At 37.6% G+C, this 21573-nt stretch carries 20 protein-coding genes; 4 read left to right on the top strand and 16 right to left on the bottom strand.

All coding sequences use genetic code 11. The features are described from left to right. Positions 1–43 precede the first annotated feature (43 nt). The gene (locus tag MHI39_RS04360; protein WP_058004709.1) at positions 44–388 is read left to right on the top strand and encodes a DUF6176 family protein; all 345 of its coding nucleotides are present in this window, start codon (positions 44–46) and stop codon (positions 386–388) included. Positions 389–512: 124 nt separating this feature from the next. Here MHI39_RS04360 and MHI39_RS04355 read toward each other — a convergent pair whose 3' ends face one another. The 8 genes from MHI39_RS04355 to MHI39_RS04320 form a co-directional block, all read right to left on the bottom strand. Beyond that, positions 513–1322 (bottom strand): M55 family metallopeptidase, encoded by an 810-nt coding sequence (locus MHI39_RS04355; protein ID WP_342540764.1) that lies wholly within the window; start codon positions 1320–1322, stop codon positions 513–515. 2 nt (positions 1323–1324) lie between these two features. After that, entirely contained in the window at positions 1325–3043 is a 1719-nt protein-coding gene (locus MHI39_RS04350) for a sigma 54-interacting transcriptional regulator (protein ID WP_342540763.1), read from the bottom strand. A gap of 44 nt (positions 3044–3087) precedes the next feature. After that, positions 3088–4047: a dipeptide ABC transporter ATP-binding protein gene (locus tag MHI39_RS04345; protein WP_342540762.1), complete on the bottom strand. Its 960-nt coding sequence runs from the start codon at positions 4045–4047 to the stop codon at positions 3088–3090. Continuing rightward, entirely contained in the window at positions 4044–5027 is a 984-nt protein-coding gene (locus tag MHI39_RS04340) for an ABC transporter ATP-binding protein (RefSeq protein ID WP_058004705.1), read from the bottom strand. Before MHI39_RS04340 ends, MHI39_RS04345 begins: the two co-directional genes overlap by 4 nt. Before the next feature lie 14 nt (positions 5028–5041). After that, positions 5042–5896 (bottom strand): ABC transporter permease subunit, encoded by an 855-nt coding sequence (locus tag MHI39_RS04335; protein WP_071974846.1) that lies wholly within the window; start codon positions 5894–5896, stop codon positions 5042–5044. A 75-nt stretch (positions 5897–5971) separates the two neighbouring features. Then, positions 5972–6889: a glutathione ABC transporter permease GsiC gene (gene gsiC / locus MHI39_RS04330; protein WP_071974822.1), complete on the bottom strand. Its 918-nt coding sequence runs from the start codon at positions 6887–6889 to the stop codon at positions 5972–5974. A 163-nt stretch (positions 6890–7052) separates the two neighbouring features. Continuing rightward, complete coding sequence (locus MHI39_RS04325) at positions 7053–8645, bottom strand: glutathione ABC transporter substrate-binding protein (RefSeq protein WP_071974821.1); 1593 nt, start codon at positions 8643–8645, stop codon at positions 7053–7055. Positions 8646–8663: 18 nt separating this feature from the next. Further along, on the bottom strand, positions 8664–9683 hold the full coding sequence (locus MHI39_RS04320; RefSeq protein ID WP_180212193.1) for an asparaginase: 1020 nt from the start codon (positions 9681–9683) through the stop codon (positions 8664–8666). 285 nt (positions 9684–9968) lie between these two features. On the opposite strand from MHI39_RS04320, the gene MHI39_RS04315 reads away from it, so the two are divergent. Together MHI39_RS04315 and MHI39_RS04310 are read left to right on the top strand one after the other, a co-directional pair. Next, the gene (locus MHI39_RS04315; protein WP_342540761.1) at positions 9969–11099 is read left to right on the top strand and encodes a betaine/proline/choline family ABC transporter ATP-binding protein; all 1131 of its coding nucleotides are present in this window, start codon (positions 9969–9971) and stop codon (positions 11097–11099) included. Beyond that, complete coding sequence (locus tag MHI39_RS04310; RefSeq protein ID WP_342541421.1) at positions 11084–12661, top strand: glycine betaine ABC transporter substrate-binding protein; 1578 nt, start codon at positions 11084–11086, stop codon at positions 12659–12661. The genes MHI39_RS04315 and MHI39_RS04310 overlap by 16 nt, the downstream gene beginning before the upstream one ends. Before the next feature lie 22 nt (positions 12662–12683). Here MHI39_RS04310 and MHI39_RS04305 read toward each other — a convergent pair whose 3' ends face one another. The 4 genes from MHI39_RS04305 to MHI39_RS04290 form a co-directional block, all read right to left on the bottom strand. Next, positions 12684–13547 (bottom strand): alpha/beta hydrolase, encoded by an 864-nt coding sequence (locus MHI39_RS04305; protein WP_278890506.1) that lies wholly within the window; start codon positions 13545–13547, stop codon positions 12684–12686. Positions 13548–13657: 110 nt separating this feature from the next. Further along, complete coding sequence (ytaF, locus tag MHI39_RS04300; RefSeq protein ID WP_078109180.1) at positions 13658–14296, bottom strand: sporulation membrane protein YtaF; 639 nt, start codon at positions 14294–14296, stop codon at positions 13658–13660. A 377-nt stretch (positions 14297–14673) separates the two neighbouring features. Further along, positions 14674–15639: an LCP family protein gene (locus MHI39_RS04295; protein WP_342540760.1), complete on the bottom strand. Its 966-nt coding sequence runs from the start codon at positions 15637–15639 to the stop codon at positions 14674–14676. 95 nt (positions 15640–15734) lie between these two features. Continuing rightward, positions 15735–16379, bottom strand: coding sequence for a helix-turn-helix domain-containing protein (locus MHI39_RS04290; protein ID WP_259548992.1), 645 nt, complete (start codon positions 16377–16379; stop codon positions 15735–15737). A gap of 227 nt (positions 16380–16606) precedes the next feature. Here MHI39_RS04290 and MHI39_RS04285 point away from each other — a divergent pair, with 227 nt between their 5' ends. Beyond that, on the top strand, positions 16607–17260 hold the full coding sequence (locus MHI39_RS04285; protein WP_342540759.1) for a helix-turn-helix domain-containing protein: 654 nt from the start codon (positions 16607–16609) through the stop codon (positions 17258–17260). 393 nt (positions 17261–17653) lie between these two features. Here MHI39_RS04285 and MHI39_RS04280 read toward each other — a convergent pair whose 3' ends face one another. From MHI39_RS04280 to MHI39_RS04265, 4 genes are all read right to left on the bottom strand, one after another. Continuing rightward, a complete protein-coding gene (locus MHI39_RS04280; protein WP_078109156.1) occupies positions 17654–18787 on the bottom strand; it encodes an IS110 family transposase in 1134 nt (377 codons plus the stop codon). Between the two features lie 320 nt (positions 18788–19107). Beyond that, the gene (pcp, locus tag MHI39_RS04275; RefSeq protein ID WP_078109176.1) at positions 19108–19755 is read right to left on the bottom strand and encodes a pyroglutamyl-peptidase I; all 648 of its coding nucleotides are present in this window, start codon (positions 19753–19755) and stop codon (positions 19108–19110) included. 15 nt (positions 19756–19770) lie between these two features. Next, the gene (locus MHI39_RS04270; RefSeq protein WP_078109175.1) at positions 19771–20724 is read right to left on the bottom strand and encodes a DUF979 domain-containing protein; all 954 of its coding nucleotides are present in this window, start codon (positions 20722–20724) and stop codon (positions 19771–19773) included. Further along, the gene (locus tag MHI39_RS04265) at positions 20721–21431 is read right to left on the bottom strand and encodes a DUF969 domain-containing protein (protein ID WP_058004692.1); all 711 of its coding nucleotides are present in this window, start codon (positions 21429–21431) and stop codon (positions 20721–20723) included. The genes MHI39_RS04270 and MHI39_RS04265 overlap by 4 nt, the downstream gene beginning before the upstream one ends. Positions 21432–21573 lie beyond the last annotated feature (142 nt).

Raw genomic sequence — 21573 nt, 5'->3', positions numbered from 1 at the left:
TATATTGCAGTAATGAACAGAAAAAATACTTGGATGGGATAACATGAACGTTGAATTAACAAGATTTAGGGTGAAGAAAGGGAAATCAGAACAGGTGAATGAATGGTTAAGATTTTTAAATGAACATATGAAAGATGTTCTGATTACATTAGAAGATGAAAAAATGTATGTAGAAACAATTTTCAGAGAAAATCTAAACGGCGATGAATATTTATATTGGTACTCCATTCAAGGTGAAGGCGGGCAAGCAGTAGAGGAATCAGAGAATTGGATAGATAAAAAGCATTTACACTATTGGCAGGAATGCATTGATGAATCGTTTAAACCTATTGATTTAAAAACCGAAGTCGTGATGATTCCCGAAAAGGTAAGAACAAGCATGCAATAAACACAAAGGTGTAGCAATCTTTAGCCGATAGGTATTCGTTAAAACTTTACTTAGCAACAATGTTTAAGAAAACAGCCTTTATTAAATAAGGGGGATAAATTCCCCCTTGTACATCTACCTAACACTAACTCGCTATCATAATCAAGCTTCGAATAAAACGATAACCATCGATCATATTTTTCGCTTCAAACGTGACAGTGGATGGATCAATTTGTTCAACGATCGGTAGAATTGCAGCATTTTCGGCAAAACCAGTTGTATTGAAGGACATCTCAATGACTACAGGACCATCGATTTTAAATGGCGGGATATTCTTTCGATTCTCCCATGCAGCTTTTGTTTGTGCTTGGATCATTTCCTGGGCCTTTTTAGGATGGACGCTTTTTGCAGTAAACTGATTTATCGTTTGTTTAACGGTTGCTGTGTAAATAGAAGGAATTAACTCACGTGCTTCCCCTTCTAAACGATCACAACCTGAGACGCAAATAACTGGGACATTGAAAAAACCAGCTACTAATGCATTTAAGCCAAATTCTCCATATTCTTTTCCATTGACTTTGATCGAGCGAACCACTTTTCCATTGAACGTATGATTCAGTAAACCAAAGTCCCCTTTTTTTGTGTGATAACCTAAAAAAACAGCGCCATCATATGTTTCATCTAAGCCTTCTACCATGGCTAATTTTTTGGGAGAACCTGAAATTAACTCCGCTTCTGGATGTAATTGCTCCGGTATGAGATTTCGCATGGTACCATGTGAATCATTAACAACTATTTCTGTCACACCTGCTTCCAGTGCTCCACGGACACAAGCATTGACTTCCTCCGTCATTAACGATCTAGCCCTATCATGTTCTTTACCATCGCGAGTGGTATGTTCACTATGTACGACTCCTGCAACCCCTTCAATGTCCGCTGAAATATATAGTTTCATATTTATATCACCTGTTTTTCATAATTTGCTAAGAACCGTTCACCTAATCTCGAAATCGTTGTACCCGCACGACCTTGTCGTACATTTAATAGTTTGAGTTCCTGCAATACTTCCAATCTCATGCGTAGCTGTTGCTCTGTTAAATCGATGTCTTTTTCTATTAATCTAGCTTTAAGCTTTGTACGTCCAAATGATTCTCGTTCCTGCTTCCCTTCTTGAAAAACCTTTAAAATCGAAATACTTTCTTCTAAAAAACCATGTTCTTCAATTTTCTCAATGATTTTTCCCATATTTATTTCTTGTACATCCTGTTCCGAATGGTAGCTTTCCTTTTCTTCTTTTAAATATAAAGGCAGCATATGAGTTTCTATAAGGGATTGATCTAGGAAAGATAAATAAGAAACTGTATTATATAACTCCTTAATATTTCCTTTCCATTTATATGTTTTCAGACGCTGCATTACCTCTTCGGTAAATGACAAATCCTTACGATGTAATCTTGTTTTTATATCTACAATTAAATCATCAATATCTTCAATTCTTTCCAGCAAACTTGGCATATAGATGGAATACGGAGTTAGAATAACATGTTTTTCTTGCTCAAAATACCCTTCCCCTTGCATCTCTTCCAATGAATATAGACTACTTGTTATGATTCTCACATTTACATCAATTAAATTCTTTCCATTCTTCCGCTCTAATTTATTTGAATGGATAACTTGTAAAAGACGTTTTTGTAAAAAAACAGGAAGCTCATTGACTGATTCAATATATAGGGTTCCGCCTTGCGCCATTTCAATAACCCCGATCGTTATATCTGTACCATTCTCAACTCCAAACAAATCCTTCTCTAATAAATCATGCGTCCGAAAAGCACAGTTGATGACAACAAAGGGACCAGAATGTTGTTTAGAGGCATTATGAATAGCTTGTGCAAGCATTTTTTTCCCTGTCCCAGCTTCACCGTATAAATGAATTGGTTGATCGAGTTGAGCATATATCTTTGCTTGTTCTAATGCGATCTGCATCTTACTGCTTCGAGCGATCATATCAGAAAAATGATATCCAGCCGTATCTCGTACATCCTTTACAATTTTCTTTTGATCATTTAACTGAGTAGATGAATAACTCTTTGACAACGAAATTAATGATTTCATATAACGCTTATTTAATGTGATTGAATCAATGGATAAATCAAGAAGCTTAGCTACTTCAAGAAATACTTCAATATCCAATAAACGCATACCAATATCAATAACTTTACCTAACCCACCTGGTAAAAGATGCGTTTCATCAGGTGTAATAATGTAATCTATAAATTCCGGTATCGGTTGAGATGGATCATAGGCAAAATATTGATGCTCAGAAAACGTCTCTCTTAATGAGTTAACCGTTTCATTCGTATTAATCAACGTATCATTAACGACAAGGATCTTTCTCCCTGGAGGTAATTCAATTACTTCCTTCATATTTGCATAATTAATTTCGCGCTTAGCAATAATATATTGACATCCCTCTGGAATAAACTGTAATGCAAAACCCATCAGAATATCACTAGATAAGATCACTACATCTCCTGGTTCAATCGTGTTGTTTTGTAAATCTTTAATCGTTGTCGGCGATAACTGGATCAAATCTCGGAATACTTCTTTCAACTGCTTTGTAATTGTAGCTAAATATCTCTCCTGAATGGAGATAATATGCAGTTTCGATTCAGACATGATAACACCGTCCTACCATTTAATAGTTTATTTCTCTCTATTATCTAATATAAATGGCACGAAACATAGTGCTTTTCTCTCACTTCCTTCCACTCTGGCACTTTTACTTTACATTCCTCTGTTGCAAATGGGCATCGCGTATGAAATGTACAACCAGAAGGAGGATTTGATGGACTTGGTAGATCTCCCTTGAGTACAATTCTTTCCCTTTTTACCTTTGGATCTGGGACAGGAACTGCCGATAATAACGCCTTTGTATATGGATGTAATGGTTCCTTATATAAAGAATCTTTATCTGCCAATTCAACCATTCTACCTAGATACATTACTCCTACTCGATCACTTATATGTTCAACAACACTTAAATCATGAGAGATAAATAAATAGGTCAAGCCAAATTCTTTCTGCAAATCCTTTAATAGATTTAAGATTTGTGATTGAATCGACACATCGAGTGCAGATACGGGTTCATCTGCAACAATTAATTGCGGATTTACCGCTAATGCTCTAGCAATACCAATTCTCTGTCTTTGCCCACCACTAAATTCATGGGGAAAACGATCTGCATGAAAAGGCGTTAATCCGACAACGTCTAATAAACTTTCAACCCTCTGCTTACGCTCTTCCTTTTCCACCCCATGAACAATCAGTGGTTCCTCGATAATATCTCCAATTTTCATCCGTGGGTTCAGTGATGCAAATGGATCTTGGAATATCATTTGAAATTCCTTACGAAACTTGCGTAACTTATCTTCAGAAAAGGAGGTGATATCTTGCCCATTAAAGAACACTTGTCCTTCCGTTGGCTCAATCAAACGCATAATCATTCGTCCAGTCGTTGATTTTCCACAACCACTTTCACCTACAAGTCCCAATGTTTCCCCTTTTTCAATCGTAAAGGTTAACCCATCAACCGCTTTAACGACAGATGTTTTCTTGGAAAAAATCCGTTTACTAATAGGGAAATGTTTTTTTAAATTTTTCACTTCGACGAGTGTACTCATTGTGCCCCCTCCTTTTGATGAAGCCAGCATCTTGTTGTGTGATTTGCATTCACCGATTGCAGCTGTGGTTCTCTCTCCCAGCATTGATCCATGACAAATGGACAACGCGGGGCAAATTTGCATCCTTTTGGCATTTGTTCAGGAGCAGGTACATTTCCTTTAATAGATTGCAAGCGATCAATCTTCACACCTAGCTTAGGAATTGATTCTAATAATCCTTTTGTATAAGGATGCTTCGGATTTTCAAAGATGGTATTCACATCAGACTCCTCAACCACTTTACCTGCGTACATAATCACGACTCGATCACACATTTCTGCTACTACACCAAGATCATGGGTAATTAATAAGATGGATGAATCACTTTCCTCTCTTAATTTTCGCATTAAGTCCAGAATTTGTGCTTGAATCGTTACGTCTAACGCTGTCGTCGGTTCATCTGCAATTAATAATTTCGGATTACAGGACATTGCCATCGCAATCATGACCCGCTGGCGCATTCCTCCAGATAATTGATGAGGATATTCCTTCATAATTTCTCGAGCTCTTGGAATTCCAACAAGTTCAAGCATTTTGATCGCATGCTCTTTTGCTTCATTTGCATCCTTTTTCATATGTAATCGAATAGACTCTACTAGTTGTCTACCAATCTTGTATACAGGATTAAGAGAGGTCATTGGTTCTTGAAAGATCATCGCAATCTCATTTCCCCGAATCGATCGCATACTTTTTTCCGGCAATTGGATTAAATCCTTCCCTTCAAATTGGATGCTACCACCAACAATTTTTCCAGGGGTATCTTTCAATAGGCGCATAATCGATAAGGATGTTACACTTTTTCCACATCCCGACTCCCCAACAATCCCAACGGTTTCTCCTTTATTCACAGTGATCGTTACACCATCAACCGCTTTAACAACACCTTTATCACTAAAAAAATGGGTTTGTAAATCATTTATTTTCAATAGTTCTTTTTCCATATTTACACCTCCTCTTAATCTTTTATTTTTGGATCAAGCGCATCACGCAATCCATCTCCCAATAGATTGAAAGCTAATACCGTCAAGAAGATTGCAATACCAGGAAATAATGTAATATGTGGAGCCATATTTAAATAATCTCGCCCTCCACTAAGCATTGCTCCCCATTCCGGTGATGGAGGTTGTGCACCTAAGCCTAGAAAGCTTAAGCTCGCCGCTGTTAAAATTGCACTCCCGATTTTCATAGAAAAATTGACAATGATACTTGTGATCGTTCCTGGAAAAATATGCTTCCATATAATACGACGTGGTTTAGCGCCGATGGAACGAGTCGCCTCAACATAAAGGGATGATTTAATCGATAATGTACTTGAACGAACAATTCTCGCAAATGTAGGGACGCCAAAAATTGCTACGGCAATAATGACATTTTCAAGACCTGGTCCTAGTATTGCAATAATTCCAATTGCTAGTAAGATACCAGGAAAAGCAAATAATAGATCACAAAATCTCATAATAATACCATCAATCCATTTACCATAAAATCCACTAATCAGCCCTAAAAAAGTTCCAACAACTGCACCAATCATGACAGAAAACAAGCCAACAAAAAGAGAAATCCTTGTTCCTGCAATAATTCTACTAAAGATGTCACGACCATAAGGATCAGTTCCTGCCCAGTGTTGAACAGATGGTCCTTCAAGTACATGGTTATAATCTGGCTCTGCTATGTCATAAGGAGTGATATATGGACCAATAACGGTTAAGACTAGCAAAATTGCGATAAAGATGGCAGAAATAAATGCTAATCGCTGCTTTTTAAACTTTCTCCAAAACTCTGAAAACGGAGTTGACTTTGATCGTTTCATCGCATGGTCTACCGCTTGGAAACTAACATTTGTTTTTCCTTCTAGTTCAGGCATTCTTCTTCACCAACCTCTCTACTAATATCTTATTTGTGGATTTAAAAAGCCGTATAGAACATCGACAATTAAGTTAATTAATATAAATTCAAGAGAAAACAAGAGCATTTCAGCTTGAATGACTGGATAATCGCGAAAACTTACTGAATCAATTAATAGTCGCCCAAGACCCGGCCAACTAAACACTGTTTCAATAACAACAGAACCCCCTAGTAGGAATCCGAATTGTAAACCTGTCATCGTAACAACTGGAATCAATGCATTTTTCAATGCATGCCTTTGAATAACCTTCCCCTCAGTTAAACCCTTTGCACGACCGGTTCGAATATAATCTTCCTTCAATACGTCCATAACCGATGAGCGTGAGAATCGAGCAATGACAGCTGCTACGCTCGTCCCTAGGGTGAGTGAAGGAAGAATATAACTTTTCCAAGATTCCAGTCCTCCCGTCGGAAACCAACCAAGCTTAACAGAGAAAAATTGAATAAGAATTAATCCTAACCAGAATGATGGAAGAGATATTCCTGATACAGCACCAAACATTCCTGCATAATCTTGCCATTTATTTCGTTTCTTCGCTGAAATAATTCCAATAATCAGACCAATGATGACAGCCCATACCATACTCCAAAGAGTCAGCCAAAAGGTAGGCATAAATCTTATCCCGATTTCCTTTAGGACTGGCTGTTTAGTTTTTAAGGAAGTACCCAAATCTCCTTGAAATAGATTACCGATAAAATTAACATATTGTTCATATAAAGGTTTATCGAGACCAAGATCCTTCCTTATTAGTTTTATATCTTCATAGCTAGCATCGGGACCGGCTACTAATCTCGCTGGATCCCCTGGTATTAAATGAACAAATAAAAAGATAAAGATTGAAACAAAAAACAGGATGGGAATAATCGTAATCAACCGTTTAGTTAAATAACGCCCCATTAGAACACCTACCTTCAAGAAAAATAGAAAAACTCCAAGTAATTACAAGAGAAGGACTTGACCCTTTTGATTTTTCATCCACAAGCTTTCATACGATTAAAAAGCCTTCTTAAATTAAATTTAGGGTGTCCCATCTATGATTCTTTTGAGACACCCTTTCATGTTATTGCTTAATTTCTAATTCATTAATACTTAATGAACCATCAGGTAATAGGTAAATCCCGTCTAAATAATTTTTCTTTCCAGCTAAGTTTTTCGGTACAGCTAATGTAACCCAAGGTGCATCTTCCCATATTAATTTTTGTGCGTCTTTGTAAGCTGCTTCACGTTTGCTTTCATCCGCTGTTTGTAGAGCATCTTTCAATGCTTGATTTACTTTTTCATTATTGTAGTAAGAAACATTATAGTTTAAAGGTGGGTATGCAGCTTGTCCTCCAAGGAGCGGGCGAATTCCCCAATCTGCATCACCTGTCGATGGTGACCAACCACCATAATAAAGCTCCACTTCAGCATCTTCTGGTTTTTGTGGTCCCCATAGCTTGTCGGATAAAGTTCCTGCTTCCATCGGAACGACTTCAACCTTAATATTAATTTGAGCTAATTGTTGTTGAAGAAACTCTGCTGACTTTACAGAAGTTGAACTATTACTTACCCACAGTGTTGTTTTAAAGCCGTCTTCAACGCCTGCTTCTTTCATTAACTTCTTAGCTTTTTCTAAGTCAAAATTATATGGCTCTTGCTCTGAGGAGAAAGCAACCTTTGGTGCAAGAACAGAAGTAGGTTTATCCCCGAGACCGTTCCATACAACCTTAATAAATGCATCTTTGTTAATTGCATAGTTCATTGCTTGACGGATTCGTACATCATCATATGGTTTTTTCAATGTATTCATAGATAGGTAGTAAACGATAATTGAAGGATCATTTTCAATGACGATGCCATTCTTTCCATCAATTGATTTTACTTGCTCTGTTGGAATCGGATAAGCAAAATCCGCTTCACCCGTTTGGAGCATCGCGACACGGGATCCATTTTCAGGTACAGGCTTAAATGTGATTGAATCTACCTTTGGATAGCCTTCTTTCCAATAGTCTTCATTTTTCACTAGTTTTAAATGATCACTTTGATCCCATTCTTCAAATTTAAATGGACCAGTTCCTACAGGATTTCTCGCAATATCCTTCCCATACTTTTTTAATGCCGCAGGGGAAATCATCGCTGCTGATGGATGGGCAAAATTATTTATCATCGCACCAAAAGGTTCCTTTAGTAGTACTTTAACAGTGTATTCATCTACAACTTGTGTCTCTTTCACTAATTCAAATAAGCTATAGCGCTTTAAGTGATTATCTGGATTCGCTAAACGATCAATATTGTACTTCACGGCTTCTGCATTAAATGGGGTTCCATCTTGGAACTTAACCCCTTTTTTCAAATGAAAAGTAAACTCAGTTGCTTGATCATTTACTTGATAATCTTCTGCTAATACAGGGACTACCTTCATATCTTTATCAAATCCGAGCAACCCTTCCATCATCATTCTTTCTGCCGAAAGTCCTAACGTATCATTGGAATCATGAGGGTCCAAGCTAACAAAATTGGCAGCAACAGCTATTGTGATATCTTTCCCTTCTTTTTTCACAATTTTTTCAGGCTCTTTTTTCCCAGATGATGAACTCGAAGAATTCGAACATCCGAAGAGTATAAGAGTCAAACAAATCATTGAAACTATAAGTGCAAAACCTTTTTTCTTCATATTAATCCCTCCATGTATTTAAAGTTCCTTGGCATCCTTCAATGTAAAGGTTGGAACAAGTTCCCCGACTTTCTCTTTTCTTGCATTCGTTACGACTGGGTGATGATGTTGCTGTAATTTTTCTAACTCATTATCTGTTAATAGGCCTAGCTGTTTCAGCACCTCAACAGCTGCAGGCTCTGTTGCACGACCGAAACCATCTTCAATCTTAATGGCAATCCCAATTCCCGTTTGCAAATCGCCAATACAATACACACCTTCAGCTCCTGCCTTACCAAACATTTTCCCATCAACGGCTTTCATGAAATTGGTACAGAAGCGGTCTGTTCCACCCACCATCTCTGGAGCTGCCATCATAGCGGAGGTAACCTTTTCTACTGCACGGGCACGTGATTCCTCTAATTCATTGGGTCTTGTCATTTTGGCATAAGCGTGTGCAATTCGCTCAAGTGGTAACCCATGAACAGGTACGCCACAGCCATCGACGCCTAACTCTATTTTCTCGACCGGATAATCAGCCATTTCACTAACTACATGTAAAATTCGTTGTTGTACGGGATGTGATAATTCTAAATAGGATTCAATTGGCTCATTCATATATTTAGCAGTCACAATCATCCCACTATGCTTGCCTGAGCAATTATTATAAAGAGGGGTTACCTCTTTTCCTTCAAGAATCAATTCCTTAAACACGTCTTCTCTTCTTAACGGATGAGTTCCACATTTCAACGCTTGGTCGTCCAATCCTGCTCTTTTTAAAATGGAAATCACACGCTCTGTATGCTGTTTTTCCGCATTATGCGACGCACAGCAAAGGGACAAATCTGCTTCATCAAATTGGTAATGATCAGCCACACCGGTTTCTACTAGAGGGATGGCCTGTAACGGCTTCATCGAAGAGCGAGCATACACAACCCGGTATGGATCCCCTACATATTTAAGTAACTCCCCTTTATAATCCACAACCGCAATATGCCCCTTATGTATACTTTCAACCATATTTCCACGAGTAACTTGTACCAATTCTGTTGACTTCATTTTCTCCACCTTCTAATTATTCTCTATTTTTTAAAAATTCTACAACATATTACAACCTATTACAACACAAAAATACAAAATAATCTAAAATATTATTGGTTTTTTGGGGATAAATGGGATTTTAATAGTATTTTTAGGTTATAACAGGTTTAAAATCAGAAGGAAAGTTAGATCATTCCAACCATTTTCAACCTAATAGAAAGCTTTTTACGTGAAAAGGAGAAAAAAATGTATGTTTCATCACTAAAAAACGGGGTAAAAGGTTATTGGAGGTGAGAATGAGCATTGATCGAATTTAAAAATGTATCGAAACAATACGAGGGTGGTTTTACCGCCATTCATAATTTAAATTTTACTATTAAAGAAAATGAACTCCTCGTGTTAATTGGGCCAAGTGGTTGTGGAAAAACAACGACCATGAAAATGATTAATCGGATCATTGAACCAACGAACGGTGAAATCACTATTAATGGTAAAAGCATTAAAAATAAGGACCCAGTTGAACTCAGGCGCACAATCGGCTATGTGATTCAACAGATCGGTTTAATGCCACATATGACGATTAGAGAAAATGTTGCATTAGTACCGAAATTAAAAAAATGGGATGAATCCATGTACAAGGACAAAATAGAGGAATTGATGAAAATGGTGGGACTTGACCCTAATGAGATAGGTGACCGATTTCCTGATGAATTATCAGGAGGTCAACAACAGCGTATCGGTGTTATCCGTGCACTAGCTGCCGATCCTGACATTATATTAATGGATGAACCTTTTAGCGCATTAGACCCAATTAGTCGTGAACAATTACAAGAGGAATTAGTCAAACTACAGCAAGAGATCAAAAAAACAATCGTATTTGTCACCCATGACATGGATGAGGCATTAAAAATCGCCGATCGAATTTGCATTATGAAAGATGGAGAAATCATTCAAATTGATCAACCCGAAAAAATTTTAAGGCATCCGGCCAATGAATTTGTTCGACAATTTATTGGTGAGGATCGTTTACAAGACTCCACCATCCTCCCTGAAATTGAACAGCTCATGGTTCCTCCAGTCACTGCATATCCTTCACGTGGACTTGCCGAAGCATTAAAAATCATGCGCGATAAACGAGTGGATAATTTACTAATTGTTGATAAGGATAAAAAGTTTTATGGAGTGGTAAATATTTGGAATATGCGTAAAGCATTTGGGGATGAGCAGCTTACGCTTAATGATCTTATCCAAAAGGATATTCCAACGATCACACCAGATGAAAATCCAGAAAAAGCATTACTTTTAGTCAACAATTCTCCATATGGATTTGTACCTGTGCTTGATCATGATAATAAAGTAAAAGGAATTATTAACCGATCAAGTATTGTCAAGTTTGTTGCTAATCATTTAAATGACTCATTAGGGGGGATATAGACATTAATCGTTTATGGAATGAAACAAAGGATATTTTTGCAAGCCGTTTACCAGAGGTTGGTAGTTTACTAGTAGAGCATGTTTACCTATCCTTCCTTTCTATCATTATAGCTATCTTAGTTGCTGTTCCTTTAGGAATTTTCCTAACCCGCCATAAGAAAGCTGCGGATATTATTATCGGAATAACCGCTGCCCTACAAACAATACCAAGTTTGGCATTACTCGTATTTCTCGTGCCTTTTATCGGAACAGGAAAACCTCCAGCGATTATAGCATTAACCATTTATGGATTACTGCCAATTCTACGCAATACGTATTTAGGAATTATCAATGTCAATAGCAGTACGGTTGAAGCTGGGATCGGAATGGGAATGACTAGTAGACAAGTGCTTTGGAAAATCGAACTTCCACTTGCCTTAAATGTGATTATGGGTGGTATTCGCACTGCTGCCGTTATGGTTGTTGGAGTAGCAACCATTGCCGGACTGATTGGTGCGGGAGGATTAGGTGATTTGATTTTCCGAGGATTACAGACGTATAATTCTGGACTTATTCTTGCTGGTGCCTTACCTTCTGCCTTAATTGCTATTTTATTTGATCTTATTCTCAAGCGATTTGAACAGGCAGCAAAACCAGGTGTAAAGAGAAAAAAACGATCGAAATCAAGGAAATGGACCGCTATTGCCATAGCTACCGTTTTGATGATTACCGGAATAACGGTGGGTATTATGAAGGTAGTTAACAGTAAACATACGATTGTGATTACAGGTAAGAGTTTTACAGAACAAGAGATTCTTGTCTATATGTATAAGGAATTAATTGAGGATCGAACCAATCTAAAGGTCGATAAGCAGTCATTTATCAGTGGCTCTGCCGCTGTTTTTCAAGGATTAAAAAAGGGCGATTATGATATTAGTGTTGAATATACAGGGACAGGATTAATCAATTACTTAAAAGAAGATATTCCATCCACTGATCCTGACGATGTGTATGAACTTGTAAAAAAGCGATTTAAAGAAAAATATAATATTATCTGGTTGGACCCTATCGGCTTTAATAATACGTACTCTCTTACAATCCGTGAAGAGGATGCTGAAAAATGGAAGATAAAGACCATTTCCGATTTAACTGAAAAGGCTCCTGAACTAACTCTTGCTTCGGAACCAGAGTTTTTAGAACGAGAGGATGGATATCTAGGATTGAAAAAAGCGTACGGCATTGATTTTGGAAAAGTCCAGACGATGGACTCAGGGATCATATACAGCGCAGCCAAAAATCATAAAGCTGATGTCATTGATGCCTATACCACAGACGGAAGAATTCCAGCATTCGGACTCCAAGTTCTTGAGGATGACAAACAAGTCTTTCCTCCCTATAACGCAGTACCCATCGTAAGAGGTGAAATTCTTAACAAACATCCAGAATTAAAAGAAATCCTAAACCTACTCGCAGGAAAAATCAACGACAAAACCATGCAAAAACTAAACGCAGAAGTCGACATCAACCGCAAAACCTACAAAGAAGTAGCCCACCAATTTTTAGTGGACGAGGGATTAATTTAATGGGGGTCAGACCCCCATCCCTTTAAAGCTTTAAAGCAGTGGGGGTCTGACCCCTAAGTGTTTTCCTTACAAACTCATCAAATCTCTCTTCTTCTTCAGAGAATGGATTATGATTACTTTCCGCAAAGATGGTTAGTGATGAGTTGGGAATTAATTCTGCTATTTCTTCACTGAATTTTAATGGGCATTGAGCATCAAATTTCCCACAGTAAATATAGGCTGGTACTTTAACATCTTTCAGCTGGCCCCGTACATCATATGTAGGCGATTCGATGGTACGAAAATACGTCAGCCGTTCACCAACAGTCTTTCCACTGTTGGGTTTTTTCATGGATGCCTGTAGCTTTTCCTCTGAACAATAAGACATTAGCGCCCATTCATAGATAAGTTTCCTTCGGATCTCAATCGGTGTTGCTGGATCATCCAATTGATCCATGATCTCTATAATTCTCTTAAAGTTCGGATTTTGAGAACAATAGATACTATCGGGGTCAGCACCATATTCATAACTGGCAGCTGCTCCACCTGCGATAATTTTTGTTAGCGAATGAGGATGTTGAATCGCATATTTTAAAGCGAGCATTCCACCCGTTGAATGACCAGCAAAGCTCCACTGCTGATACCCTAACGATTCTCGAATAGCTTCTAAATCAAGAAGTGTTTCCTCCATACTGTATTCAGACTCATTAGAAGCAATGGCTGAATTTCCAGCCCCTCGCAGATTAATTAAATAAACATGGTAACATGACGTAAAAGGATTGGCAAAAGAATTCCCGCGCTCATCATACGCACTATAAAGATGAGTCACCGCAAGCGGCTCCCCCTCCCCTCTCTCAAAAACCTCAAAACTTCCCCTCTTCGTATCAACCATTCGTCGAACCCACATCAACAATTCCCCCTTTCCTTAATTAAATTATACTTACTAAGGAAAAACCCTCTTTTTTGGGGTCTGACCCCCATCACTTTAAAGCTTTAACGCAGTGGGGGTCTGACCCCCTAAAAGAAAGCGTTGATCGCAATGACTAGAATGATTGCTCCGCTTAGTAAGGTTCCGAATTGTCCTATTGTGAATTTGCCGATGCGAATGTCAGCTAATTTTGTTCCTAGTTTGGTACCTATCCAAATGCTGATAAAGCTGCCTATGGCTGCGGTGAGGGAGATGGCAAATGGCGATAGTCCAAGTAAGCCTGCTCCTAGTCCATTTGTAAGTGCATTTGCTGATAAGGCGACTCCTAATATTCCAGCCTCCCACCAACTAATGCCACCTGATAGATTTCGTTCTCTGTCTACAGCCTCAGAATTTTTCATTATCCCATCAAGGCCATTCCCTTTTTCCCCCGGCTCCTGACTCATTTTAGATTCAGCACTTTTACGTGGAACTGCTAACAACATAATTCGAATCCCAATGATAATCAATAGGAATGAACCTACAATTACAGGAAACATCCCAGGTAAAATATACGATAACCACATTCCAAACGAAATACCTGCAACACTCATCAGAAAACAAATCACTGCGATAAATAAATTAGCACCCATCCCTATTCTTATTTTTCGGATTCCATAAGAGATTCCCACCCCTAAATTGTCTATACTCGATGAAACGGCGAATGCAAATATTACTAACCAAGACATATTAGAAACACTCCTCTTTTTTTACAGGCTCTTTTCTCAAACATTGTTGCTAATGAAGTAGTGTATTAATTATTAACTCTCGGTTGTAGATTGCTACATCTTTCATCACTGAGGAAAGAGCGGCAAACTCTATAAGACCGCTGAATTCTTTATTGGAAGTAAAAGCCGGCACTTGGGCATTTACAAAAGCAACAAACTATACGAAAACAGCCTTACAATAAAAATAGTCTTTAATCATTGACCATTTTTAACATTGTATTTCTCTCATACAATGAAAGTGCCTGTCTTGCTCAACAAGTGTTGAGAAAAGTTCAACAAAAAATCAATAAAAAAAGTCTGATCCCACTATTACTCACATGGGAATCAGACCACACCTTTTATTCCTGTGTTTCTTTGCTTGCAACACTATCATTATCCTGCGATAAAAAATCTTTTAATGCTTGTTTATTTTGATCGACATCAATGCTTAAAACTGCACCCACATCAACATTTCTATCAACATATGAATCTTGGATTGGAATTCTCAAAGTCTCCATTTGTTTATTTTTTCCAGTCAATAGGCCCTTTCCAATGGAAAGGATCGTAGAAGTGTCTACATTCGTATCAATATACGGATCAGCCACACCAAGTATTTTCGGGAGTTTGACAAGACTTTGTATATTAAACGCCTGTTCCTTAATTTTTGAGATTACTTCTTGCTGTCGTTCCACCCGTCCAAAATCACTTAGACGATCATGCCGGAAACGGACGTATCCTAAAATTTCTTTTCCATGTAATACTTGTTTCCCTGGATGCAATGTCATTCCAATTCCATAAGACATTTCATATGGGATATCAGCCTCAATACCATTTGGTGCAATTATATCAACAATTTTTGAAAATCCTTCAAAATCGGTAACTGCATAATAATTGACATCTACATCAAAATTCTGTTTGATCGTTTTTCTAACTAACTCAGGTCCTCCATAGGCAAAGGCTGCATTAATTTTTCTCATCCCATGCTCAGGAATTTCTACATATGTATCTCGCATTATTGACGCAAGTTTAAGCTGATTAGTATCTTGATTATAATGGGCAATCATTAAAGTATCGGAATTCCCGCGATCCCCACCTCTCGTGTCAGTACCAATCAATAGAATATTAATGACTCCAAATTTCGGCTCAGCACCTTTAAATAAATCATAGGTAGCGCCATCCTTCTTGAATTTTCCATCCTTTGCCTCAGATAACCCTTGATTATATTGATAGATACAATAACCGATGATCCCTACAATTAATATAACTATCAGCAAAAAGAGATTTCTCAGCCATTTCCTTTTAGTCCTTCTTTCTCTTTTTTTCATGTGTTCCCTCACCTATATCTGAAATTGCAAGAAAGTATCAATCATTTTCCTTGCTTGCGTTTTTTAAAATCTATTTTTCTACTATACTATCAAACTCATTTATTCATTGATAATGACTGTATAACGATTTGCACAGCCATCGCATCATCTAAAAACCCAATCGGAAAGATATAATCCGGTATAACATCAACTGGTAAAATAAAAAAAACAAGTGCTGCCCCCATTAATCCAAGTTCATAAGGAGTCCCCATCTTTAAGCGAAATTTCTCATACATAACCTTTAGCTGACTAATAAAAGGACCAATACTACCTACTTTTTGAAGCTTCTCCTCAAATTTATTTAAAATCGTCTCTTTTCCTTCTTCTGTTTGAGAATATTGTTCGTATTTTTTAATATGCCGTTTAACCTTTTCCAAGGAAAATTGTTGGTCATACACATTAGAGGATTGTAGAGCTTGCTCAATACTATCGATGGACTGGTGTATATCAGAATTTTGACTCTCCTGTTTTGCAAGGGGAAACCCTGCTGCAACAAATAAATCTGTCATCGGAATCTGAAGACATTCAGCAAATTTTTGTAAATGCTCAGGAGTGGCCTTTCGCTTCCCATTTATAATACGAGAAATGGTAGCTGTATCAATACCACTAAGCTCACTCAATTTCCTCATAGATAGGGATTGCTTTTTTAACAATTCTTTTAGTAGTATCCCAAGATGATCGCCCTGTTTTCCTTCAGTCATAAGTTCCTTTCCTTTCTTTCATAAGCTCTAAGCCATACAAAAGCACTTAATCGCATTTTGACTTTATATCAAAAATACAATGGTGTTGACAAATTGTCAACATCAAACCATTGAAATAAAAGTAACATCCATCATATTGCATGGCTTTTTTTCGTAAAATAAGATATAGACATATTTTTGTAGAGATATGAAAGAGATTCAAATAAGGACAAAGGGAGTGAAAGGAGATGTCAAATACACAGAATAGCGATCAAAAGCTTGGTCAGTTAATAAAAACAGCATTAAAAGAACAGGCACTCTCCATGAGAAAGCTAAGCTCACTAACTGGAATTGACACCTCGACCATTTCACGAATAGCCAATAACAAACAGAAAGCAAAACCATCCCACCTACAACAGATTGCCAATCATTTAAAGATTCCACTAATAACATTAATGCAGGCAGCAGGATATGAGGTAGAAGATAAAGAAAAAACCTCCTCTTCTGATATGTATACTTCAATCGACACGATCCAAGAAGTACTTATTTCTTCCAAATATTTAGACCAACCCGTTACAATCGAGCAAATCCAACAGGAATTATCTAAGTACGAACAATTCGCCCTTACAAAAGAAGGACAACAAAAAATAGTGCAAGAATTTGAAGCAAAAGTTGAACAAGTAATGGGAACAGGTCCTTTTATTATGGAATTAAAAAAAATGTACAAAACCTACTGCGAAGAAACAAATTCAATTGAAAAACGCACCATCCTTGGCAGTGTCCTTTTATACTTTATACTATCCACAGACATCATCCCTGACTACGTATTCCCATTCGGCTACTTAGACGATTGCCTCGCTGTCCAAATCGGCTTAGAACGACTTTCAAAATTGGGGGTCTGACCCCCAACCCTTTAAAGCGTAAAAGCAATCAAAGTAAAAAAGCCTTGTGGATTATACTGATTCCTTAAAAGACTTTTTACTGTTTATTCAAATGTTGGCTCAATGAAAGAATCATTGGCATGATACTGTTATGTATTCAGATTTAAGGTTCGTTCCATTTCGAAGAGGCTTTTTAAGTTGCTTATTATTGCGGCCATCCATTATTAAAGCCTTTAAAAGTTGTAGCTCTTTTCTGTGAAAATAAAACTCCGCCTTTAAGAATAATTTATTAAGTTTAAACTTGATTAAAATTGTGCAAGCTATAAATAATTTAATTTGGGCAATAGGAAAGCAGAGCTACCGAATTTTTCGGTTTCTCGTTTAACTTTTCTGTTGTTTGTCTATAATGCTAATTTAAGTTGACTCATGGTAGGGTTCCTTATTCTGAAGCATATGATAGACAATAGTTAGCATTCGATGTCCGATGGCAACGAGTGCTTTTTTCTTTCCCCTTCTTGCAGCTAGTGACCAATATTTGATTCCTAATCTTTGATTCCGACTTCTTGAAACAGCCCACGCAGCCTCACACAATGCAGATTTAATATGAGGATTTCCTTTAACCGTTTTAGTGTTTTTTTTCCTTCCAGCACTTTCGTGATTTCCGGGCGACAATCCTGCCCATGATGCAAGATGTTTGGAGGTTGGAAATTGTCCCATATCTACTCCTATTTCCGCAATGATAACAGCTGCCGTGTCTTTCTTAATTCCCGGCATTGTAACCAGAAGCTGTACTTCCTCCTGATAGTTGGATAAAATGACGTCGATTCTTTTCTCGATATCTGATATTAATTCTTCTAAATTAACAATGTGCATCCAAGATTGCTTAATAAGAAATAGCTGGTGATCATTTAATGTTCCAAATAGTGAGTCGGTAATCAATTGCTTTTTATGGGCCATTCTTCCATGTATCTTTTGTTCGACATCTTCTTGATCGATATAACCTTCATTCATCAGTTGTTCCAATAGTTTTCGTCCTGATACTCCAAATATATCTGAAATAACTGTGCTTAATTTGATGTTTGAGGACTCTAGTACCTTTTGGATTCGGTTTTTTTCGGATGTCATGTGTCCAATCCATTTTTTTCTGAGGCGAGTCAAATCTCTCAAATTTCGAAAGTCTTCGGGAGGGACAAAACTTTTCTCTATTAAGCCATGTCTTAATAATTTAGCAATCCATTCAGCATCCGAAACATCTGTTTTCCTTCCAGGGACATTTTTAATCCTTTGAGCATTTGCCAAAGTAATATCAAAGAAATCCTCCAAGATATTGTATACAGGTTTCCAGTAGACGCCTGTACTTTCCATTGCGATGTGGGTTACTTCCTTCTCCTCAAGCCATTTAAGAAGATGAAACAGATCCTTCGTCAAAGTAGGAAATGTTTCGGTCTCCTTAATCAAGTCAGTTTCTGATTCTCCAAGAATGACACAGGCAACTATTGTTTCCGAATGAACATCTAGGCCTGCACATCGTTTGTGCAATGTTTCCATTTCACTCCACCTTCTGAAAATATTCCACAAACAGTGGAATGAATTTGAAATTAAACATTTTTCTGTTCGTAGTCATCTCTCGAAATTGAGAGAGCTAACAATGGGTTGTGCACCAAATTCATTCCAACAGTTTTCTCAACAGGGTAAGACCACCAATAAGAGCTACGTCATATACTCACTGTTTGTGGTATCTACATTATGGGACAGAGAACCCATTTTCATTCTGGGTTGAGAGCGAAAGATCATGAAAGTTTTCTTAGAGAAATAAAAGGTGTAGCGGACTACAACGTACTAAAAAAATATAGTGGGGTCTGACCCCACTAATGAATTGCTCCACCAATTTCTACTATATCTTCTTTCTCGTTTGCTGCTGTGATTGCAGCAATTTCTAATCCACGTACTATGAGATCGAGACTGAGGCTTGGTGCTGTATTGTGAATCGTTTGATCCGGAAGGAAAGGAATATGAATAAATCCTCCTCGAATATGAGGCGCGTTTTTCGCTAAGTAGTCCATGACTCCATAAAATAGATGATTACAGACAAATGTTCCTGCTGTATTAGAAACAGCAGATGGAACCCCTGCTTTTCTCATATTATGAACGATTCGCTTATTGGGTAAAGTTGACCAATAAGCAACAGGACCATCTTCAATAATTGTTTCATCGATAGGCTGGTTACCTTTATTATCAGGAATTCGTGCATCATCGATATTAATAGCTACTCGCTCAGGGGTCACTTGTGTACGACCACCTGCTTGACCTACACAAATCACAACATCCGGTTGGTGTACTTCAATTGCTTGAGTCACTACTTTAATGGATTCATGAAAAACAGTGGGCACTTCTTGTGTCACAATGGTGACATCATCAATAATTTTCCCTTCTAATTGTTTTACTGCCTCGAGCGCTGGATTAATTTGATCCTCCCCAAAAGGATCAAAGCCTGTTACTAGTACTTTCTTTGCCATCTCCTACATCCCCTCCTATTTAATTAGAAAATACATTAAAACAATATTAAATGCTAGAACAAACAATGCTGTTGGTACTTGAACACGAATAACATGATTTTTATTTTTTAAATCTAATAAAGCAGCAGGTACAATATTAAAATTAGCTGCCATTGGTGTCATCAATGTACCACAATACCCCGCAAACATCGAGATAGCAGCAATTTGATTCGGATTGGCATCAAACTTTGTAATCAGAAATGGGATGGCAATTCCAGCTGCCATGACTGGGAAGGCTGCAAAGGCATTCCCCATAATCATTGTAAATAACGCCATTCCGATACAAAATACGACGACGACCCAGATTAAAGAATTTTCAGGAATGAACTTCGTCACCACATCAGACACAACAGTGCCGACTCCCGCTTTTGTGAAAATAGTTCCTAAAGTTGCCAATAGCTGTGGTAAGACAACAGCCCATCCAACTGCCTCCAGTAGACGGCGAGATTCTTTAACTGCTGTTTTAGGGGTACTTTTTGTCAATAGCAGCGCAGCAATGATCGCAATAATACAAGCGAGACCGAGCGCAACCAATGTTGGGTTTGATGGATCAAGTAATTGTTTAGAACCAATTTTCACCTTATCGAATACTTTTGAACCAATCACCGTACCAACAGGGATAAGTAAAGCCGGGAGAAAAAGCCAGCTTCCTAAACGTTTGCGGCGTATTTCTCTTTCTTGTTCTGTCGCTTCGCCGTACTCTCCCTTCCGAAGACCACCAATACCAACAATCACAACCATTACGATAACAATAAGACCAATATAAAAGGGTGGAATGACTTTTCCAAATAATAGAGTAATTGAATAAAGAAAATAGAATAAGCCTGACTGTATTCGTTTTGGATTAGCTTTGTCAGAAAAAGTATACAAAGAACAACAGATACCTATAATACCCATTACAATATAAATAAACTCAACTGAAAAAATCATACGTTCACATCCTTCTTGCTGCCTGAATCAACTTTCTTCATTTTTGAACCTAACTTGCGATCTAGCTTTTTATCAAATAGATAGAGTCTTATAGAGTGGACAATGAATGCAAAAATGGCGGTAGGTATTCCCCATAGCGCCATTGATATCGGGTCCGCATCAATGCCATTTTGATCAAAAAATCCTTTCATTAATAAAATTGCACCGACGGCGACAAATATATCTTCACCGAAGAAGAGTCCAATATTATCTGCAGCGGCAGCTTGTGCACGAATTTCCTCGCGATCTTCTTCAGGCACCTCACCATATTTCGCCTCTGCAGCTCCTTCTGCCATTGGTGCTATAAGTGGGCGGACAGTTTGAGGATGGCCACCAATACTATTTAATCCAAGAGCAGCTCCTACTTCACGAATAAGTAAATAGATATTTAAAATTCGCCCTACAGTTACTGCTTTAATTTTTGAAACAAGATGCCCTGCTTGATTCTGTAATCCACTTCTTTCAAGAAGACCGATGACAGGAAGTGTGACGATTAAAATCGACATATAGCGATTCGTAGTAAATGCCTCACCAAATTGTGTAATGATTTCCTTTATCGGAAGCCCAGCAATTAATCCTGTTACTAAACCCGAAACGGTCACAACAACAAGTGAATTCAACCTAAAGGCAAATCCAATAATGATTAAGGCAACTCCTATTAATACCATATAATCCCTTCTCTCTAGATGTTTAAGTATTTCAAAATATTATTCTAGTATATATATTTACTAATGTTAGAATTGTATCACAAATCAAATCAATCTGAAAAGAGTATTTTTTAATTTTTTCATTTCCAAAAAAGTGATGTTA

The organism is Heyndrickxia sp. FSL K6-6286, assembly GCF_038630395.1.
GTDB lineage: Bacteria > Bacillota > Bacilli > Bacillales > Bacillaceae_C > Heyndrickxia > Heyndrickxia oleronia.
This window is presented reverse-complemented; position numbering and strand designations above follow the sequence as displayed.

Excerpts from the sequence above, each read along its gene's own strand:
- MHI39_RS04285 (WP_342540759.1), top strand. The coding sequence starts at position 16,607 with ATGTCAAATACACAGAATAGCGATCAAAAGCTTGGTCAGTTAATAAAA.
- MHI39_RS04340 (WP_058004705.1), bottom strand. The coding sequence starts at position 5,027 with ATGGAAAAAGAACTATTGAAAATAAATGATTTACAAACCCATTTTTTT.
- MHI39_RS04355 (WP_342540764.1), bottom strand. The coding sequence starts at position 1,322 with ATGAAACTATATATTTCAGCGGACATTGAAGGGGTTGCAGGAGTCGTA.
- MHI39_RS04335 (WP_071974846.1), bottom strand. The coding sequence starts at position 5,896 with ATGAAACGATCAAAGTCAACTCCGTTTTCAGAGTTTTGGAGAAAGTTT.
- ytaF (WP_078109180.1), bottom strand. The coding sequence starts at position 14,296 with ATGTCTTGGTTAGTAATATTTGCATTCGCCGTTTCATCGAGTATAGAC.
- MHI39_RS04360 (WP_058004709.1), top strand. The coding sequence starts at position 44 with ATGAACGTTGAATTAACAAGATTTAGGGTGAAGAAAGGGAAATCAGAA.
- MHI39_RS04325 (WP_071974821.1), bottom strand. The coding sequence starts at position 8,645 with ATGAAGAAAAAAGGTTTTGCACTTATAGTTTCAATGATTTGTTTGACT.
- pcp (WP_078109176.1), bottom strand. The coding sequence starts at position 19,755 with ATGGCAAAGAAAGTACTAGTAACAGGCTTTGATCCTTTTGGGGAGGAT.
- MHI39_RS04305 (WP_278890506.1), bottom strand. The coding sequence starts at position 13,547 with ATGTGGGTTCGACGAATGGTTGATACGAAGAGGGGAAGTTTTGAGGTT.
- MHI39_RS04265 (WP_058004692.1), bottom strand. The coding sequence starts at position 21,431 with ATGGTATTAATAGGAGTTGCCTTAATCATTATTGGATTTGCCTTTAGG.
- gsiC (WP_071974822.1), bottom strand. The coding sequence starts at position 6,889 with ATGGGGCGTTATTTAACTAAACGGTTGATTACGATTATTCCCATCCTG.
- MHI39_RS04280 (WP_078109156.1), bottom strand. The coding sequence starts at position 18,787 with ATGGAAACATTGCACAAACGATGTGCAGGCCTAGATGTTCATTCGGAA.
- MHI39_RS04270 (WP_078109175.1), bottom strand. The coding sequence starts at position 20,724 with ATGATTTTTTCAGTTGAGTTTATTTATATTGTAATGGGTATTATAGGT.
- MHI39_RS04350 (WP_342540763.1), bottom strand. The coding sequence starts at position 3,043 with ATGTCTGAATCGAAACTGCATATTATCTCCATTCAGGAGAGATATTTA.
- MHI39_RS04295 (WP_342540760.1), bottom strand. The coding sequence starts at position 15,639 with ATGAAAAAAAGAGAAAGAAGGACTAAAAGGAAATGGCTGAGAAATCTC.
- MHI39_RS04290 (WP_259548992.1), bottom strand. The coding sequence starts at position 16,379 with ATGACTGAAGGAAAACAGGGCGATCATCTTGGGATACTACTAAAAGAA.
- MHI39_RS04345 (WP_342540762.1), bottom strand. The coding sequence starts at position 4,047 with ATGAGTACACTCGTCGAAGTGAAAAATTTAAAAAAACATTTCCCTATT.
- MHI39_RS04320 (WP_180212193.1), bottom strand. The coding sequence starts at position 9,683 with ATGAAGTCAACAGAATTGGTACAAGTTACTCGTGGAAATATGGTTGAA.